Origin of the sequence: Vibrio sp. 1CM2L (assembly GCF_023161695.1) — a bacterium.
GTDB lineage: Bacteria > Pseudomonadota > Gammaproteobacteria > Enterobacterales > Vibrionaceae > Vibrio > Vibrio coralliirubri.
The window spans coordinates 15,408-31,889 of record NZ_JALNTT010000006.1; the positions used below are offsets into that span (position 1 = coordinate 15,408).

General features: G+C 44.8%; 21 protein-coding genes. 18 read left to right on the plus strand and 3 right to left on the minus strand.

Translation table 11 applies throughout. From position 1 onward, the window contains the following. Positions 1-42: 42 nt before the first annotated feature. Genes MSG34_RS18240 through MSG34_RS18265 form a run of 6 tightly spaced genes read left to right on the plus strand, consistent with a single transcriptional unit; the run spans position 43 to position 4,962 of the window. On the plus strand, positions 43-810 hold the full coding sequence (locus tag MSG34_RS18240) for a DUF3450 domain-containing protein (RefSeq protein ID WP_050622345.1): 768 nt from the start codon (positions 43-45) through the stop codon (positions 808-810). Next, a complete protein-coding gene (locus MSG34_RS18245) occupies positions 810-2,186 on the plus strand; it encodes a MotA/TolQ/ExbB proton channel family protein (RefSeq protein ID WP_248338892.1) in 1,377 nt (458 codons plus the stop codon). Before MSG34_RS18240 ends, MSG34_RS18245 begins: the two co-directional genes overlap by 1 nt. Further along, positions 2,186-2,746: a MotA/TolQ/ExbB proton channel family protein gene (locus tag MSG34_RS18250; RefSeq protein ID WP_248338895.1), complete on the plus strand. Its 561-nt coding sequence runs from the start codon at positions 2,186-2,188 to the stop codon at positions 2,744-2,746. Before MSG34_RS18245 ends, MSG34_RS18250 begins: the two co-directional genes overlap by 1 nt. Next, positions 2,743-3,147, plus strand: a complete 405-nt coding sequence (locus MSG34_RS18255) for a biopolymer transporter ExbD (protein WP_004731145.1) — start codon at positions 2,743-2,745, stop codon at positions 3,145-3,147. Before MSG34_RS18250 ends, MSG34_RS18255 begins: the two co-directional genes overlap by 4 nt. A gap of 19 nt (positions 3,148-3,166) precedes the next feature. Continuing rightward, complete coding sequence (locus tag MSG34_RS18260) at positions 3,167-3,787, plus strand: energy transducer TonB (RefSeq protein ID WP_248338897.1); 621 nt, start codon at positions 3,167-3,169, stop codon at positions 3,785-3,787. Continuing rightward, positions 3,784-4,962: a hypothetical protein gene (locus MSG34_RS18265; protein ID WP_248338900.1), complete on the plus strand. Its 1,179-nt coding sequence runs from the start codon at positions 3,784-3,786 to the stop codon at positions 4,960-4,962. Before MSG34_RS18260 ends, MSG34_RS18265 begins: the two co-directional genes overlap by 4 nt. Positions 4,963-5,105: 143 nt before the next feature. On the opposite strand, the gene MSG34_RS18270 is transcribed toward MSG34_RS18265, so the two are convergent. Beyond that, a complete protein-coding gene (locus MSG34_RS18270; protein WP_048612629.1) occupies positions 5,106-5,426 on the minus strand; it encodes a hypothetical protein in 321 nt (106 codons plus the stop codon). A gap of 450 nt (positions 5,427-5,876) precedes the next feature. Here MSG34_RS18270 and MSG34_RS18275 point away from each other — a divergent pair, with 450 nt between their 5' ends. The 9 genes from MSG34_RS18275 to MSG34_RS18315 all read left to right on the plus strand — a co-directional run bounded on the left by MSG34_RS18275 (position 5,877) and on the right by MSG34_RS18315 (position 12,627). Beyond that, positions 5,877-6,506, plus strand: coding sequence for a PepSY-associated TM helix domain-containing protein (locus tag MSG34_RS18275; RefSeq protein ID WP_248338902.1), 630 nt, complete (start codon positions 5,877-5,879; stop codon positions 6,504-6,506). A gap of 97 nt (positions 6,507-6,603) precedes the next feature. After that, the gene (locus tag MSG34_RS18280) at positions 6,604-7,122 is read left to right on the plus strand and encodes a DUF2271 domain-containing protein (protein WP_248338903.1); all 519 of its coding nucleotides are present in this window, start codon (positions 6,604-6,606) and stop codon (positions 7,120-7,122) included. Between the two features lie 111 nt (positions 7,123-7,233). Continuing rightward, complete coding sequence (locus MSG34_RS18285; protein WP_248338904.1) at positions 7,234-8,070, plus strand: DUF4198 domain-containing protein; 837 nt, start codon at positions 7,234-7,236, stop codon at positions 8,068-8,070. Between the two features lie 115 nt (positions 8,071-8,185). Next, positions 8,186-8,521: a hypothetical protein gene (locus MSG34_RS18290; protein ID WP_017079279.1), complete on the plus strand. Its 336-nt coding sequence runs from the start codon at positions 8,186-8,188 to the stop codon at positions 8,519-8,521. Next, positions 8,518-9,111, plus strand: coding sequence for a hypothetical protein (locus MSG34_RS18295; protein ID WP_248338906.1), 594 nt, complete (start codon positions 8,518-8,520; stop codon positions 9,109-9,111). Before MSG34_RS18290 ends, MSG34_RS18295 begins: the two co-directional genes overlap by 4 nt. A 45-nt stretch (positions 9,112-9,156) precedes the next feature. Beyond that, positions 9,157-10,092 (plus strand): zinc ABC transporter substrate-binding protein, encoded by a 936-nt coding sequence (locus MSG34_RS18300; RefSeq protein WP_248338908.1) that lies wholly within the window; start codon positions 9,157-9,159, stop codon positions 10,090-10,092. Beyond that, positions 10,092-10,826, plus strand: a complete 735-nt coding sequence (locus tag MSG34_RS18305) for a metal ABC transporter ATP-binding protein (RefSeq protein ID WP_248338910.1) — start codon at positions 10,092-10,094, stop codon at positions 10,824-10,826. Before MSG34_RS18300 ends, MSG34_RS18305 begins: the two co-directional genes overlap by 1 nt. Next, on the plus strand, positions 10,826-11,701 hold the full coding sequence (locus MSG34_RS18310; protein WP_048612637.1) for a metal ABC transporter permease: 876 nt from the start codon (positions 10,826-10,828) through the stop codon (positions 11,699-11,701). Before MSG34_RS18305 ends, MSG34_RS18310 begins: the two co-directional genes overlap by 1 nt. A gap of 2 nt (positions 11,702-11,703) precedes the next feature. After that, the gene (locus tag MSG34_RS18315) at positions 11,704-12,627 is read left to right on the plus strand and encodes an ABC transporter substrate-binding protein (protein WP_248338911.1); all 924 of its coding nucleotides are present in this window, start codon (positions 11,704-11,706) and stop codon (positions 12,625-12,627) included. A 116-nt stretch (positions 12,628-12,743) separates the two neighbouring features. On the opposite strand, the gene MSG34_RS18320 is transcribed toward MSG34_RS18315, so the two are convergent. Beyond that, on the minus strand, positions 12,744-12,953 hold the full coding sequence (locus MSG34_RS18320; protein ID WP_048608234.1) for a DUF2986 domain-containing protein: 210 nt from the start codon (positions 12,951-12,953) through the stop codon (positions 12,744-12,746). A gap of 97 nt (positions 12,954-13,050) precedes the next feature. Here MSG34_RS18320 and MSG34_RS18325 point away from each other — a divergent pair, with 97 nt between their 5' ends. Together MSG34_RS18325 and MSG34_RS18330 are read left to right on the plus strand one after the other, a co-directional pair. Next, a complete protein-coding gene (locus MSG34_RS18325; protein WP_050650366.1) occupies positions 13,051-13,566 on the plus strand; it encodes a GNAT family N-acetyltransferase in 516 nt (171 codons plus the stop codon). A 2-nt stretch (positions 13,567-13,568) separates the two neighbouring features. Further along, positions 13,569-13,964 carry a nitrous oxide-stimulated promoter family protein gene (locus MSG34_RS18330; RefSeq protein ID WP_050650367.1) on the plus strand — a complete coding sequence of 132 codons (396 nt, stop codon included), beginning with the start codon at positions 13,569-13,571 and terminating at the stop codon, positions 13,962-13,964. A 103-nt stretch (positions 13,965-14,067) separates the two neighbouring features. On the opposite strand, the gene MSG34_RS18335 is transcribed toward MSG34_RS18330, so the two are convergent. After that, the gene (locus MSG34_RS18335; protein ID WP_050633357.1) at positions 14,068-15,465 is read right to left on the minus strand and encodes an MATE family efflux transporter; all 1,398 of its coding nucleotides are present in this window, start codon (positions 15,463-15,465) and stop codon (positions 14,068-14,070) included. A 50-nt stretch (positions 15,466-15,515) separates the two neighbouring features. Here MSG34_RS18335 and MSG34_RS18340 point away from each other — a divergent pair, with 50 nt between their 5' ends. Then, positions 15,516-16,409 carry an AraC family transcriptional regulator gene (locus tag MSG34_RS18340; protein ID WP_050622359.1) on the plus strand — a complete coding sequence of 298 codons (894 nt, stop codon included), beginning with the start codon at positions 15,516-15,518 and terminating at the stop codon, positions 16,407-16,409. Positions 16,410-16,482 lie beyond the last annotated feature (73 nt).

Consider the following 16,482-nt stretch of genomic DNA (forward strand, 5'->3'; position numbering starts at 1 on the left):
TAAAATTCATTTGACCTTCTTCTATAGTAAATGACTACAATTATGAATCTTTTAAAAACTAGCCTAGCGCTTGCCATCAGTTTGGTTGCAACGTCTTCTATGGCAAACAGCTTGGATCAAGCTCAATCAATTCAAAACAAGACCAATAACGCGTCGGCTTCGAGCCAAAAGGTTATTGATAAAAGCTCACAAGCGACGTTAATGCTGCAAGCTGAGATTGAGCGTCTGCAAGAAGAAGTGAAAAATCTAGAAATCTATCACGATCACCTTGCTGCATTGGTTGAGAGCCAGAATCAAGAAGCTCAGAGCATTGAAGGGCAGATCGACGAGATCAAATACACACGTCAAGGTGTTGTGCCTTTGATGTACCAGATGATTGATGGCCTTCAGCAGTTAGTTGAGCAAGATGTGCCAATCAGGAAAGAGCAACGTCTAGAAAGAGTTGAAAAGCTGCAAGCAATGATGACTCGTGCTGATGTGAGTGATGCTGAGAAATATCGTCGTATCTTAGAAGCTTACCAAATCGAGATGGACTACGGCATCAAGCTCGGTGCTTACCAAGGCCGTGTTGCATTGAGCAGCGACAGAACGATTGAAGCAGACGTGTTGCACCTAGGTCGTATCTCTTTGGTGGCTCGTAACTTAAATGGCAGCCAATACTGGTCTTGGAATCAAACACAAAATCAGTGGCAAGAGCTAGATTCTTCAATGAAATCTGAGCTAGATAAAGCTTACGACATTGCAAGCCAACAAGCGGCGCCAAGCCTAATTACTTTACCTGTTTCTTTAACTGTTGCGGAGGTTAAGTAATGAACTTAAAGCCATTAGCAGCATTGCTTTGCATTACGTCTATTTCATTTTCTGCTTTCTCTGCATCAGACACGACGGCTCAGCTAGTTAATAAAGCAAAATCAGAGAGTCGAACTCAAGCTTCTCATAACGTAGTGCGTGAAGCTGATTTCAAAAAGACAGAACAAGAACTGAAAGCGATCAAAGCTCAGCTTGAAGCGAAACGTACCTCCATCCAAGGTGCGACAGATGTTCTGACTCAAACCTTCAGTGATAACGAAAACAAGCTTGCTCGCTTAGAAGAGAAGCTGCGTTTAGAAACCGGTAGTTTAGGCGAGCTGTTCGGTGTCGTTCGTCAAAACGCAAAAGAACTCGGCGCAGAGCTTAGCTCAACCGTGAACAGTGTTGATCGCGCTGAACACACGGCAACTGTTGATCAAATCATTGATGCTAAATCACTGCCTTCAATGCCACAGCTGACCGGTTTGTGGATGAGCATGGTTGAACAGATCCAAGCGAGCTCTGAGCTTAGCAAATCTCAAATTGCATTTATCAATGGTGAAGGCAACACACAAACTGTCGACGCTTATCGTTTAGGCTCAATCGGCCTAGTAACAGACCAAGGCTATGTTAGCTGGAACACTCAGCGTGAAGATGCGATTGCGTATCTGAAACAGCCATCGAATGGTCCAACTTTAGCATCGCTATCTACATTAGCGAATGGCGACGTGTCTAACGTGGTTGTCGATCCTTCTCGTGGGTTCATGCTTGAACAACTAGCGCTAACCCCAAGCCTAGCTGATCGCCTTCAAGCGGGTGGTGTCGTTGGTAAAGTGATTCTTGGCCTGCTGGCTATTGGCCTCATCATCGCATTGGTTCGTGGTATTTCTCTTGCTATTGCTCGTCAGAAAATTCGCGCGCAACTTAAGAACCCTGAGCAAGCGGGCGACAACCCTCTAGGCCGTGTTCTTGCGGTTTACAACAAAGAGCAAAACCAAACCGTTGAAGCACTAGAACTACGACTTTTAGAAGCGGTAGTGGATGAACAAACTCACCTAGAGAAAGGTTTATCGATGCTAAAACTTCTAGCGGCACTTGCTCCAATGTTAGGTCTTCTAGGTACTGTAACCGGCATGATCGAAACATTCCAAGTGATCACACAGTTTGGTAATGGCGACCCTAAAGTGATGGCGGGTGGTATTTCGATGGCGTTGGTAACAACCGTACTTGGTCTTGTTGCAGCAATGCCTCTTTTATTGGCACACAACATTCTTAGCACTCAGGCTGAAAATATTCGCAATATTCTTGAGAAACAAGGTATTGGCCTTGTTGCTGAGCAGGCAGAAAAAACAGTTGAATCAAAAGCTGTGGTTTCACCAGTTGGGACTGCTGCGTAATGGATATTTTGTCGGGTTCTCTATTACCAGCGAGTTGGTTAACGAGTGACTGGCTGCTGTCTTTATCAAGCTTTATGGAGCAGGGCGGTTTCGTCCTGTGGTGGCTAGCGGCTGTCGTCCTAGTTTATTGGGTGCTTGTGGTAGAACGCGTGCTTTATCTTGCGTTCTACTTTCCAAAGCAGCGCCAAGCATGGATTACTAAGTGGCATGAAAGAGAAGACCACTCTTCTTGGCATGCCAAAGCCATTCGTGAAGGTTGGTTGGGGCAAGCGAGTATCTTACTTAACCAGAACTTGAACTTTATTAAGCTGTTAGTCGCTATTTGTCCTATGTTGGGTTTGTTAGGTACCGTTACCGGTATGATCTCTGTTTTTGATGTCATGGCGACTCAAGGAAGCAGTGACCCTAAATTGATGGCTTCAGGTATCTCGTTGGCAACGCTGCCAACTATGGCGGGTATGGTTGCTGCATTAGCGGGCATGTTTGTTCACGCTCGTTTAGCGAAACTGTGTAACCGCTTAGAATTGAAATTAGAAAAATCTTTAAGGAGTCAACGATGAGACTCGGTCGACGTCATTCAAAAAACGAAGAGGCTCAAATAGACCTTACTTCGATGCTTGATATTGTATTTATCATGCTTATTTTCTTTATTGTGACCAGTTCATTTGTTCGTGAATCAGGGGTTGAAGTCAATCGCCCACAAGCGTCTAACGTAGTAAGCCAAAAGGATGCGGGCATCTTTGTTGCGATTACTTCTGCGAATGACATCTTCATCGATAAACGTGTTGTTGATGTTGAACGTGTTCAAGCAACGTTAGAACACTTGTTGCTAGAACAACCTGATGCTTCTTTGGTTATTCAAGCGGATGAACACGCTTACAACGGTACCGTTGTTAAAGTGATGGACGCCGCTAAAGGTGCGGGTGTTAAAAACATTGCACTTGCTGCTGAAAAGCGATGATCTTGGAGGATCTTCATAAATGATTCGCCTATTTCTTGCTTTACCGCTAGCGGGTGCATTGGGCTTAGCTCTGTTTTCTTTTATGGCTTGGATGGTCGATAATGGCCACCAACGTTCACCAGACAACAGTGAAACGTTAAGTTTCAACATGGTAATGGTGGAACAAGAACAAGAAGTCCAAAGAAGACAACGTGCAGTTCCTGAAAAACCAGAAATGCCAGAGCTGCCACCGGAAGCGCAAACGTCTCAGTCACAAGCTGAAGTTACGCCTCTGAATTCGATGTCTTCACTGCCTTCTTTGGATTTGAATACATCGATTGATGGCCTAGCGATTAACGCACCGACATTTTCTGATTTTGGGTCAAACCAACAGGCAATGCCTCTGTATCGAGTAGAACCTCGTTACCCAGCTAAAGCGTTGAAGCGTGGCGCTGAAGGCCATGTGATTATGTCTTTTACCATCGACGAAACGGGACGCCCAATTGACATTCAAGTCACTGACGCAAACCCACGTCGTATGTTTGAACGTGAAGCGATGAGAGCACTTAAAAAATGGAAATATCAACCAAAAGTCGTCGATGGAAAAGCGATAGCTCAGGTTGGTCAAACCGTGAAACTAGAGTTTAAGTTGGCAAAATGATGAAACAGATATGGATATTAGTGGGCTTGTTGTTAATGCCCCTTACAACACAAGCGCAAGAGCTATCTCAATATACTGCCATTCGTGTTCAAAAGGCGCATAAGCTTGCTCAAGATGAACAGGTTAAACAGGCAATTGATGTGCTTGCAGGCTTGGAGCTTTCTAAAGGTTACGACAAAGCATACGTAGCTCGTATGTTGGGTGTGTTTTACTGGCAAGATGGCAAAACTGACGCGGCGATTAAGCAGCTCACTTATGCCGTCGATACGAATTTGCTAGTCGATGAGCAAGCTTGGATAACGAAGCGTATGCTGGCTGATTTGTTGTTGAACGATCAGCAGTTTAAAAACGCGCTTCCGCACTACTACGAGTTAGTGAAAACAGCGCCTGAAAAGGAAAAGAAAGACACGCTTTGGATGCGAATTGCACAAGCTGAATACCAAATTGAAAACTGGTCGAAAGTCCTAGTGGCCATCGGTAATCACGACAAGTTCAATTCAAAACCAGAGTTATCACCTCTATCGCTAAAACTGGGCGCACAGCTTCAGTTAAAGCAGTGGAAACAGTCGATTCCTACACTGGAAAGCTTGATTGAACTTCAACCCGAGAAAGATAACTGGTGGCGTCAACTGGTTGGTATTCAACTTAGGTTAGATCGTAATCGTGATGCATTGAACACGTTAGCACTGGCTGATCTACAAGGTGTTGAGCTGAAGAACTCAGATCGCCGCTTGTTAGCGCAGCTTTACGCGAAACGTGGCATTCCAGAGCGCGCAGCACAAGAAATTAGTAAGCTAGATGATGCGAACAGCGACGTTCAACTTCTAGCAGAGCAAGCAACTTACTGGCAGCTTGCTAAAGAGTGGGACAATGCGATTGAAGTGTGGACGTTAGCGTCTAAAAAAGACACTCAGTATCATTGGAATGTGGCTCAACTATTGGTTCAGCAAGGTTACTACGACCGAGCTCTGGTTGTTTTAGATAAAGTGAAAGACAAAAACAAACAAGCCGACGTTGCGTTAGCGAAAGTGCGTTCATGGTACAAGCTAAAGAATCTTGATAACGCCCTTGCTCAAGCCAAGCGTGCCAATAACATTGAGCCATCTTCTGAGGCGAAAGGCTGGATTAAATACCTGACTCAGCTTAGAACGGTAAGCGATAACGGAAACGTCTAACCGCTCATCGCAAACAGAAGACAAGAACAGTACATAAGAACCAACAAAAGTAAAAGGGTGTCATTTGATCGTTCAAATGACACCCTTTTTAATTCTAGCGACTTAAGCCCATCTAGCGTTATTGTTCGATTGGAATGGATTGATTAAGGCTCGCACATCGTGCCACTAAGCGTTGCACTTTGAATGGCGCCACTGGTGTTAGCGACCCAGTTAATGGTGCAGTCACGATAAGGGTTCTTAAAGGCATGTAAAGTGTAACCATTATCTAGTGGTTTCTTCGTCTCAACCCAAGCATAGTTTCGAGATGCCCAAAAGCTGATAGGACGTGAGCGTTCGGTTAGATACTGCTCTTGTGCATCGGTTATGTCTGAGCCGATGTATTCTTGGACGTGCTCTTCTGTGTTGCTCATTTGGCTACTGCACGCTGTTACGAGCGCTGTAAAAGCCAAAACAATAATACGCATTTCAAAATCCCTTTAAGCCTAATTAGCTATCGTTAAATCGGTTATTAGTCTGTATTTAACAAACCGCATCAACCGAAGAGTCCGCCGTTTGTGTATGATCTTCAAAATAATCCAAAGATCAAATAGCTCCGAAGGTTAATAGTCACGAAGGTAAATAGTCCCAACTTTCATTCCTTAAAGCCACAACTGCTACCTTAAACCAACCTCAATCAAGCATGTTGATATTGAGATTTTTTGAGGTTTGACCTTACTATCGATGACCTCAAATACAAGCTATCCATTCCCTTTAGTACAAGTTAGCAAGAATATGCATACAGTTCGATTACTTCCCATGTAATGTTATGTAAATTTCCTTACGCCGCTCGGCAAACGTAAACAATGTAAATTGAATGCCAATACGAATGATTATCAACTAAATTGACGCCATAAAATTTATAGGTATTGGTTTGTATGTCGTTAAAAAGTAGGGCGGTTCAATCATGGGCTCGTCGACTTCATGTTTATATTTCAATGGCACTTCTGTTCGTTGTTCTTTTCTTCTCAGTGACAGGTATCACCCTGAATAGACCTGAGTTATTTGATTCAAGCCAACCCAATATCCAACGCTCTACTTTAGAGCTTCCTACGAGTTTGTTCACGATCCAAGACGGGCGATTAAAAGCCGACGAAAGTGCCTTCGAAACATTTCTGTTTGAAGAGGCTAATTTGTCTGGCGTTCCTTCTGGTTTAGACATCTACGCCGAAATTGAAGACGGTGAGTTGCTGATTGGTGAAGTGTCTATGGACTTCAAAGGACCAGGTTACAACGCGTCTGTATTTGTTGATGTGACATCTGAAATGGTCGAGGTCGAAACCACGAACTACGGCGTGATAGCGCTGTTGAACGACCTACACAAAGGCCGTAACAGCGGTGAGGTGTGGAAATGGTTCATCGATATCACTGCACTATTGATGGTCTTCTTTGTACTTACCGGCGTGTGCTTACTGTTACCTAAGAAAAAAACACTCAATACCTCCATTAAATGGACGGTGTTTGGGTCTGCAATCTCACTTGCTGTCTATTTTGTCGCCGTACCTTAACCCTTAATTAGCTTGGTGAATCAGGTTTATGAGTCGGTTTGATGAATCAGCTTGAAGAACGAGTTAAAGGTTAAACGGATTTAAAAGGTTGTTAAACATGAAAAAAATGAACTGGAGCAAGGCACTTCTTGCTTTATCTCTTTTGCCTAGTCTAGGTATGGCACAAGCGATTCCTGATACGGCAAAACTTGATGTGAGCTTCGTGCTTCCAAAGATTGATACCTCTATGTATGCGCGTCCTTATGTGGCGGTGTGGGTCGAGAACAGCGAACGAAAATCAGTGAAAACCATTGAACTTTGGGTCGGTAAAGATGAATGGCTGAAAGATCTACGCAGCTGGTGGAGAAAAGTTGGACGTTACGACCGTGAGCTCGTTGACGCCGTGACATCCGCAACACGCCCAGCTGGTAAGTACCGTTTCGTTTGGGATGGTAAGAGCGATGACGGTCAAGATCTAGAGCAAGGTGAATATACGGTTCATATCGAAGTTGTTCGTGAACACGGCGGCCGTAACTATCTTCGTCAGAAAGTATCACTCACAGATTCAAACGCTTCTTATGAGCTAAAGGCAACAGAAGAGACGGGTGAAATCACACTCAATTACGTCGCTAAATAGACAACGCAGCAGTGAACACCGATTGGTTTAAGAATCAGAAAAGAATCGACAGTAGTCATCGTAGGCTCAGATTGAGCGACACGGCTAAAAATTATAAATAATGGAATGAACATGATGAAACAGACAAAAATGAAGGCACTTGCTCTAGCGGGTGTTATGGCGTTCGGCCTAGCGGCTACGACAACAGCACAAGCTCACCCACGCTGGATTTTGCCATCACACTTTACCGTATCGAAAGAAGGCGGTGATTGGCTTACGTTCGACGTGACTGCGTCTCACGGTACGTTTGTTTTTGATAAGCCTGCAGGCAGTGAAAATGCACATGTCATCATGCCTGATGGCCGTAGCGAGCGTCCTAACTTTGTTGTTCGTGGCAAACGTCGTTCAATCTTCGATTTCTACTTTGAAGAAGAAGGCACACACAAAGTTGCGATTAACAACCAGCCATCTTACTACACACAGTACAAAGCGGGCCGTCGTGACACTGTGAAATGGATCAAAGCAAACAAAGCGGAACGTGACTCTGTACTTCCTGAAAAGTCACGTGACGTGGTAACACAAATCAGCTTCACTCGCGCTGAAAGCTACATCACAGTAGGTAAGCCAACGGATTCAGTCTTCAAAATTGAAGGAAAGCTTCTAGAAATGAAACCTGTGACACACCCTTCAGACATTGTTGAAGGCGAACCAGTCACGTTCCAATTCTTCTACAACGGTGAAATTCAAAAAGACGTGAAAGCTGAGATCACTCGTGAAGGCACGCTTTACCGCAACCACCAAGAACAGATTGATGTAGTGAGCGACGAGAACGGCGAAATCACGTTCACTCCAGATGTTGCGGGTCGTTACGTAATGAAAGCGAACTACAAAGGTGAGTTGATTGACAACCCACTGGCAGACAAAGCAAGCGCGAACGTTCACCTAACGTTCGAAACACTGCTTCAATAATCTGTGATGTCGGGGCTCGATCCCTGATTAAGCAACCAAAAACTTAAGGGCTCATTTGAGCCCTTTATCGCTCAGTTTACTACTGAGAATTTGCACTGTGGCTAGGGTACGAACCATGACAATAAAAACAAAACTAAAATCGATAATCACTCCATGCTTGGCTCTGGGACTTGGTTTCGCTGCATTACCTGCGCAAGCACACTTTCCATTGATGAGCTGCTGGTTTGAAGGCAAAACTGTGGCCTGCGAAGCGGGCTATTCAGACGGTAGTAAAGCGATTGATTACGCGGTTGAAATGTACGACTACGAAGACAACTTGATTGCAAAAGAGATGACGGATAAGCGCTCTATTGTTGAGTTTCCAAACCCAGACACTGAGTTCTACCTTGTGTTTGATTCAGGCCACGAGTTTCCTGTTGAAGTAGACGTTGTTGAGATCAGCGAAAAATGATGATTCAAGGCGTACGTGCCGATACGGGCGGCAGAGAAGGTAAATGGGTAGGGCTGATCATTGTGTTCATTCTGAGCTTTGCCACGGTTGCTATCCCATTTCACCAAGCAGAATCGCATATCGAAGCGGTACTTGATCATCAAATCTTAGTTACCGATGTCGAGCAAGAAAACTTGGCGATGTTATCAGAGCTACGTTTAGCGCATGAAGAGATTCGTGACCTTCGTACGGACTCAGACGGCGAATGGCCAAGTGTTGCGTCACTTAAAGATGAATGGGTCGCGCCATTTGTAGAAGACCAGAGTTGGAAGCGCAAAGGTGCTCATACTTGGTTATTGGACGAGCGTGGTTATTATTTTTCTACGCCAAGCGAATATGCGACACCAAGTGAACAAGCTACGCCAACCGAACACGGCTTCGCTGACTCCTTTATTTTGAACGCGAACAGTGTCTCTCCTGAAATCTGGATTTTCTTTGGTGGCGTAGCAAGTCAACCGACTAATTTTGATGAGAACACACTGGAATCTGCTGGCTGGAAAATGGTCGTCAATGAATCAGAAGTTGAGCTGCATGATGCTTCTTCTCATTAAACAATCCGGCTTATAAAAATGCTCACTAATAATAAGAGAATTACTATGCGAATTATGACTCTAATCATGTCGTTATTGGCGGTGTTAATAACACCCAATGCATTGGCAAAAGAATACAAGGTCGACAGCAATAAGCTAACGATTGGCATAACCCTTCAGCCTTACTACAGCTACGTAAAAGCCGTGGTGGGTGACAAAGTGAACATCCTTCCTTTGGTTGATGCTGGCTTTAATCCGCATAATTACTTGCCACAACCGAACGACTTGAAGCGATTGAGCCAGATGGACGCCATCGTGGTAAACGGTATTGGCCATGACGACTTCGCACTAAAAGTCATCTCAGCCGCGCAACGTGATGACTTAGTGGTGATCGAAGCGAACAAAGAAGTGCCTTTACTTCCAGCATTAGGCCAGTCTGTGGGTCAAGGCGCGGTGAATCCGCACACGTTTGTTGGACTTTCGACAACAATTCAAAAGGTTTACACCATTGCGAGTGAGGTATCTAAGCTCGATCCTGACAATGCGGCTTTTTATCGTAAGAATGCACGTAAATACGCAAAGCAATTTCGCTTTATGAAGCGCGATGCGATGTTGTCATTAGGTGAGCTAGATACATCAGGTATGAAGGTAGCGACCACGCACAATGCTTATGGCTATATTTTGCAAGAGTTTGGTGTGGATGTTGCGGCGGTGATTGAGCCTGCACACGGTGTTGAACCAAGTGCGAGCCAGCTGCAAGAGACGATCGAAAAGATCCGCGCATCGGGCATTGATGTTCTGTTCTACGAGCTAAACATGCCAAACCGTTTTGTTGACACGATTGAAGCGGAAACGGGTGTTCAGCTTTACCGTTTCTCTCACATGACGCATGGCGAATATGAAGACGACAAAGTTGAAGTTGAGATGAAGAAGAACCTAGAAACGCTGATCGAAGCAATGAAATTTGCGGCTGCGAATCAAGCTAAAAGCGGGAACGCATAATGTTAGGTCCATCGATTTCAATCAATCAACTTGGTCTGCAATACGACAACAACGTCATTCTTGACGATATTTCACTAGAACTTAAAGCGGGTGAGTGCCATGTAATCATGGGGCCAAACGGCGGTGGTAAAACCTCTTTGCTGCTCTCTGTTCTTGGATTGACGCCTTTCTCTGGTCAAATCAATATTCATTGGCCAGAAAAGCCAAGCATCGGTTACGTTCCACAAAAAGCGACCTTCGAATCAAGCTTACCTTTGACGGTCATGGATTTTGTATTGCTTAACCAAACTCGAATTCCGCTATTTTGGCGTCGTAAGTCTAAGCAATTGGATCTCGCACTCGCACAATTGGATCGAGTGGGTATGGTGACTCGTAGCGATCGCCGAATGGGACAATTGTCCGGTGGTGAGCAGCAACGTGTGTTGTTTGCGCAAGCACTTTTGGATAACCCAAGTTTGTTGGTGTTGGACGAACCAACGACCGGTATGGATGAGCAGGGCGTTCGTTACCTTGAATCGTTAATTCGTGAATGTGTTAATGAAGGCCGTACGATTCTTGCGGTTCACCACGATGTCACCGCAGTGCGTCGTCTTGAAGCCAATGTACATGTTGTGAATCGATTCTTGGTGGATAGTGGTCCACACGAACAGGTACTACATCCAAGTAAGATTGAGAGCTTATTCCAACATTACAGCAGTGGCGCTGCGATGAACAAACCGAAGGAGGTTGCGTAATGGATTGGTTACGACAACTTGCCATAAGTGGCGTTGAAGCGGGCTGGTTATCAGACAGCTTCATGTATGCGTTCATGGTGAATGCACTGGTTGCTGCATTGTTACTGGGCCCGTTACTAGGTGGCCTGGGTACTTTGGTGATTGCCAAGCGTCTGGCTTTCTTCTCTGAAGCGGTAGGACACGCGGCATTAACCGGTATCGCTATTGGTGTGTTGCTTGGCGAGCCACCAGAAAACCCAATTATTGGTCTGTTTAGTTTCTGCATGATCTTCGCTCTGCTTCTTCACTTTGTAAGAAATAGAACCAATGTGCCATACGATACCTTAGTAGGTGTGTTTTTAGCATTAGCTCTAGCGGTAGGCGCAGCGTTACTGATGTATGTAGCTCGTAAGATCAACATCCACATGCTTGAAAACGTATTATTTGGATCGATTCTGACAGTAACAGACCAAGATTTAGCAATTCTCGCAGGCAGCTGCGCGATCATCATTTTGCTTTTGATACCGACGTTCAACCGTATTCTTTTGACTTGTATTAGTCCTGATATTGCCAAGGTTCGTGGCTATAACACCAGCTTCTACGACTACCTGTTTGTCATGATGATCACTCTAGTGACGATTGCAGCGGTGAAAATAGTGGGTGCGGTTCTGGTTGGCGCGTTATTGCTGATCCCAGGTGCTACGGCTCGATTGCTGACTAAACGCATGGGCAGCTTTGTATTGCTGTCGGCATTACTGGCAACGGTCGCGTGTTTAGTTGGAACCGTCTTACCTATGGAGTTAAAACTGCCAGTACCTTCGGGCGCTTCAATCATCATCGTTTCTGCAACATTTTTCCTAGCGGCAACACTATACCGAATTGTAAGAAAGGCATAATTATGACCTCTTTAATGAATCGTATCTCAAGTTCAGTGAAGGCAACGACTCAAGTAGGCGCACTAACTAGCTTATTGTTGGCTGGCTCAATGGTGTCTATCAGTGCTAATGCCGAGGATATCCTCACCAGTACGCCTGTGACCTATGCTTTGGCGACAGAGTTAACCAAAGGCACAGACATTACCACCGAATATCTGCCACCAAAACGCTACGGCATTGATCGTCTGCCAAACTGGTTTGGTACCAAGGGCGCAAGCAAAGTCCTTCAATCCGGCGAGAAGGCGACCGTAGCATTAACGTTGTCATCCATCTGGCAAGCTGACCCTACATTTGTTTACGCAAGACAGGGCAATATCCGTTTGGTTGAAGTGGATGCAGCTCAAGCGATCACACCGCGTGCTCAAGGTGTTGCCGCGCTGACGTTATCAAATGGCGATGTGTCTAAATACGCATGGTTAAACCCAACCAACTTAACGCGCATGGCGGCGATTGTTGCTGATGACTTTAAGTTATTGTGGCCAGCGCAAGCTGAGACCATCGATAGCAACCTACAGCGTGTAATGCTTGATGTGCGTGAACTGATTAACAAACAACAAGCAGTTTTACTGGATAACGACGTAGATTCAGTATTGTTGCTTTCAGAAAGCTTGGAAGATTTCGCTTCAGGTACTCAACTGTTTGTTGAAGAGCGTATGTTCAAAGCGGAACTGGAATGGACAGAACAAGACAAAGCCAAACTCAAAGCGATGTTTTCAGAAGACGATGCACTATGGTTAGTCACAGCAAAAAAGCCAACTAACTTAATTAAGTCTCTAGTACCTTACGAGCGTATCTTAGTAGTTGATTCAGTTGACCGTTGGGGACGAGCGGGGATTAATACAAAAGCGCCGTTTGCACGCTGGGAAGTTCGGCCTTTTAAAGGCTAATCAGCGCGATTAAAAATGGTAGGATCAAAAAAGCAGCCCAATTAGCGGCTGCTTTTTTTGTTCTTGTCTGTTGGCTCTTGGAAGAGTATCAGACAAGAGAACTGCGAGTTTACAACTTACTCTGCAGCTTTTGTCTCTTCGGCTTCAACAGTCGCTTCAACTGTGCCTTCAGCTTGCTCTTGAGCGGCTTTAGCCTGTTCTTCAGCTTCCATTTTTGCACGGTCAGCTTTAGAAATGTAGCGAGGCTTGTTGCTACTATGCAGTTTAGAATTCGCCTGTTTCTGCTTCTTTTTTAGAATTTGATTGATTTTTTTCTTACGGTTCATTGCTGCATAGCCTTGTATTTAGTTTAGGCGGTGGAGGATAATCATTTTAGCTCTAGAACTCAATATTTACATGGTATTCAGCAAGGAAAATATCACTATGCAGGCCGTCGAGACCGAACGTTTACGATTAAGAATGATCACGCCTCAAGATGCGGCGTTTATTCAGCGATTATACAGCTCAGAAGATTTCCTGCGTTACATTGGAGACAAGGAAATCAGCGACACTGACAAGGCAGTTGAATACATCAAAAACAACATTCTTAAGATGCATGAAGAGAAGGGTGTTTGCCTATTGATAGTTGAAATAAAGGACGCCTTAACCCCAATTGGTATTTGCGGATTAATTAAAAGGGATACCTTAGATTCTCATGATATTGGCTATGGCTTTGTTCCAGAGGTGTATGGGCAAGGTTTTGCTCAAGAAGCGGCACAAGCAATAATTGAACAAGCTAAGCAGAATGCTGATATCGATCATTTAGTCGCCATCACTACCTCTGATAACATTCGAAGTATCGCACTGCTAACTAAGTTGGGTTTTGTGTTTGAGCGAATCGAAGACGTATTAAGTGAAAGCGTTAATCTCAACCTGTACGGTTTTTCTCTGGGCAATTAATCATGTTTCAACATAACAACATTCTTCAAGGTGAACTCGCAACGGAGTACAAAACCGTTATTGCGATGGTACACATCTACTGTAAAGATCACCACGGTGCAGTGCGTCAGGATAACGCGTTATGTGAAGAGTGTGAGCAACTGTTGCGTTATGCCGAAACGCGATTGGATAGATGCCCTTATGGCGAAGCAAAACCGACCTGCAATAAGTGCCCGATTCATTGCTATAAACCTGAACCTAAAGAGCAGATGCGTTTAGTCATGCGCTATGCTGGGCCAAGAATGTTACTCAAGCATCCTATTTTAGCGATCAGACATCTGATTCATGAGAAACGGAAAGTACCCGAAAAGCCGCTGCCGAATGTGTCGAACCGCCATATCCGAATGAATAAGAAGTAACTTACGTTTTAAAGTGGTTGCTGAAGAAACGAAAAAGGTCTGATTTCTCAGACCTTTTTGATGTAGATACGCTTCTATCTCAGCTTGAATGTAGCCAAGTAGCCTATGCCGCTTGAGGCTCGTCGTAAGTCACTGTGAGGTTGTTGATCCAGCGTCGGCTTAGGTAGCGATGAGAACAAATTGCCAGTTTCACCACTTCTTCTACCAACATCAAACCATAGATGTATTTGAAATCCCATCCAGCGACAAACGCGCCGTAAACACATACTGGAATACCGACCATCCACATCGCGATGAAATCCATACGCAGGCAGAACGCATTATCACCACCTGCGCGAATAATACCGTTGATGATCACCATGTTCAGCATACGAATCACCACAGCAAAACACATAATGGTCATTGCAGGTGAAGCGAGCGGGTAGAGCGCATCTGTAGAAAGGTTCAGCCATGTTAGAACATGCTCTTTGCCCATAAACAGTAGCAATCCAACAACCGCGCCGAAGCCAACGACGGCTTTAATGAAGGTCAGCCCCATACTCATTGCGTCATCAAACTCATCACGGCCTAATGAATGACCAAGCAACACTGAACACGCCACCGAAATACCAAAGAAAATCGAGTAGCACAGTGATTCAAACGGCGCGAGCATTGAGAACACGGCAAGTTCGGTTGTGCCCATGTGGCCGAAGATCATTTGGTACGCCATAGTGCCCATTGCCCATAACACGGCATTCATCGTTAGTGGCAAAGCAATACGTCGGTAAGACAACCATAATGACGGACGATGTGGTGAGCTAGGCGTGGTTAACAACCAGTGTTTACGCATGCGCATGTAGCCATACATTAAGCCAACTTGAATTGCGCGAGCGAGTGTCGTCGCCAGTGCTGCACCTGCTACGCCCATAGCAGGAATACCAAAAGCACCTTTGATTAGAACGAAGTTAAGTGCAATGTTGAGTGCAATGGTCACCGCGCCTAATAGTAGTGGGGTTACGGTGTCACCTGATGAGCGCATGCTTGCTTCTACCACGACAACAATGTGAGTCAGAAGTAGAACTGGGAAGCCATACCATAGGTAAGTCGCGCCAAGTTCAATCACGGTTTGATCGCTGGTTTGCAACATCATTAAAAACTGAGAACCAAGAGTGATGATTGCAGTAACAGGCAACAGAACTTTTAAACCAAACACCATCGCGATAGATGATACTGTTCGCGCGCTTTTTCGGTCATTCTTTCCCCAGTATTGAGCAACTAATGTTCCGTTTGCTGAGGCCAACCCTGCCATAATCATAATAGCAACGAAGTGCCATTTTGATGCAATTCCCACAGCCGCAGCTGCTTCCATACCATAATCACTGACCATTAGTACGTCAGCAAGGGCAAGAATAGCGACAAGCGCACTTTGCAAAGCAACAGGCAAACCCAGTTTAACGATACGAGGTAAGATGCTCTCTGGCTTGTTATTCATAGATGAGTTAGGGTTGATGTTAGTTGTCATAAGCTCTCCGATTTATGGCAGAACTATAGTGATTTGAGCGAAGTAACAACATGTTTAAAAAACAACAAAACCTGTGCGAATCCGTCATTGATTCAATGAGACCAAAATCAACGTGGCATGATGATGTTTTTCTCGCTGAACAGTGCAAAGAACGTTTTTTGACCGTTGAAGATATTCCAGAGATGAAAAGCTTTGGTGTCTATATGGGTGGCATGGCGAAGCTATATGATGGCTACTGGGTTGAGCGCGAGTCCGTTAATGTTCATACGTTGATTTTTACTATGGAAGGTGGCGGCATTCTAACAACCGCTACATCGGTCCAAGCGATTACGCCTTATACACTTGTGGTGCTTCCTGCTGAAACCCCTTTTCGTTTTGAACTCGATCCTCAATATAATTATTGGAAAATGGCGTGGATGTTGACGCCTGACACTAAGCAATGGCAGCACATAGCAAGTTTAGGACAGGGGATTGTGCCTTTTGGAGAGTGTGAGCAGATCTGGTCATTAATGAACTTGGTTTACTTTGAGATAGGCGGTAGAGCCAGTTACCGTAAGTTACTCTTGAGCGAAATTATCCGAACATTAACAGGGTTTGAGCCTAAGTCGACCAGCACCACTGCACGTGTTCAAGCGCTCTATAACGAAATTGAAAGTAGTCTGCACCAGCCATGGACAGTGGCAGGGATGGCTGAAAGAGTGTTCATCAGTGAAGAGCAACTCAATAGAGTCACCAAGACGCTATTCAACCTCTCACCGCGCAGTAAATTGATTCAATTACGCATGGATAAAGCCACCAGTCTGCTGAAATATCAAGATTGGTCAGTCTCTATGATTGCTAATCGCTTAGGCTACAAAGATCCCTATAACTTTTCGCATCGTTTCAAAAAGCATTTCGGTTTGTCACCCAGTCAATATCGAAAGAGTCATCGACTTCCTGGTTAGCCTTGCATGTTTCCTCGATCAATTACGCAAGATCAAACTTTTCAGTAATTTTACTGTATTGAGCTATCTATCA

Bases quoted from the DNA above. Each gene is read 5' to 3' on its own strand.
- MSG34_RS18240 (WP_050622345.1), top strand. From the start codon at position 43: ATGAATCTTTTAAAAACTAGCCTAGCGCTTGCCATCAGTTTGGTTGCA.
- MSG34_RS18245 (WP_248338892.1), top strand. From the start codon at position 810: ATGAACTTAAAGCCATTAGCAGCATTGCTTTGCATTACGTCTATTTCA.
- MSG34_RS18250 (WP_248338895.1), top strand. From the start codon at position 2,186: ATGGATATTTTGTCGGGTTCTCTATTACCAGCGAGTTGGTTAACGAGT.
- MSG34_RS18255 (WP_004731145.1), top strand. From the start codon at position 2,743: ATGAGACTCGGTCGACGTCATTCAAAAAACGAAGAGGCTCAAATAGAC.
- MSG34_RS18260 (WP_248338897.1), top strand. From the start codon at position 3,167: ATGATTCGCCTATTTCTTGCTTTACCGCTAGCGGGTGCATTGGGCTTA.
- MSG34_RS18265 (WP_248338900.1), top strand. From the start codon at position 3,784: ATGATGAAACAGATATGGATATTAGTGGGCTTGTTGTTAATGCCCCTT.
- MSG34_RS18270 (WP_048612629.1), bottom strand. From the start codon at position 5,426: ATGCGTATTATTGTTTTGGCTTTTACAGCGCTCGTAACAGCGTGCAGT.
- MSG34_RS18275 (WP_248338902.1), top strand. From the start codon at position 5,877: ATGTCGTTAAAAAGTAGGGCGGTTCAATCATGGGCTCGTCGACTTCAT.
- MSG34_RS18280 (WP_248338903.1), top strand. From the start codon at position 6,604: ATGAAAAAAATGAACTGGAGCAAGGCACTTCTTGCTTTATCTCTTTTG.
- MSG34_RS18285 (WP_248338904.1), top strand. From the start codon at position 7,234: ATGATGAAACAGACAAAAATGAAGGCACTTGCTCTAGCGGGTGTTATG.
- MSG34_RS18290 (WP_017079279.1), top strand. From the start codon at position 8,186: ATGACAATAAAAACAAAACTAAAATCGATAATCACTCCATGCTTGGCT.
- MSG34_RS18295 (WP_248338906.1), top strand. From the start codon at position 8,518: ATGATGATTCAAGGCGTACGTGCCGATACGGGCGGCAGAGAAGGTAAA.
- MSG34_RS18300 (WP_248338908.1), top strand. From the start codon at position 9,157: ATGCGAATTATGACTCTAATCATGTCGTTATTGGCGGTGTTAATAACA.
- MSG34_RS18305 (WP_248338910.1), top strand. From the start codon at position 10,092: ATGTTAGGTCCATCGATTTCAATCAATCAACTTGGTCTGCAATACGAC.
- MSG34_RS18310 (WP_048612637.1), top strand. From the start codon at position 10,826: ATGGATTGGTTACGACAACTTGCCATAAGTGGCGTTGAAGCGGGCTGG.
- MSG34_RS18315 (WP_248338911.1), top strand. From the start codon at position 11,704: ATGACCTCTTTAATGAATCGTATCTCAAGTTCAGTGAAGGCAACGACT.
- MSG34_RS18320 (WP_048608234.1), bottom strand. From the start codon at position 12,953: ATGAACCGTAAGAAAAAAATCAATCAAATTCTAAAAAAGAAGCAGAAA.
- MSG34_RS18325 (WP_050650366.1), top strand. From the start codon at position 13,051: ATGCAGGCCGTCGAGACCGAACGTTTACGATTAAGAATGATCACGCCT.
- MSG34_RS18330 (WP_050650367.1), top strand. From the start codon at position 13,569: ATGTTTCAACATAACAACATTCTTCAAGGTGAACTCGCAACGGAGTAC.
- MSG34_RS18335 (WP_050633357.1), bottom strand. From the start codon at position 15,465: ATGACAACTAACATCAACCCTAACTCATCTATGAATAACAAGCCAGAG.
- MSG34_RS18340 (WP_050622359.1), top strand. From the start codon at position 15,516: ATGTTTAAAAAACAACAAAACCTGTGCGAATCCGTCATTGATTCAATG.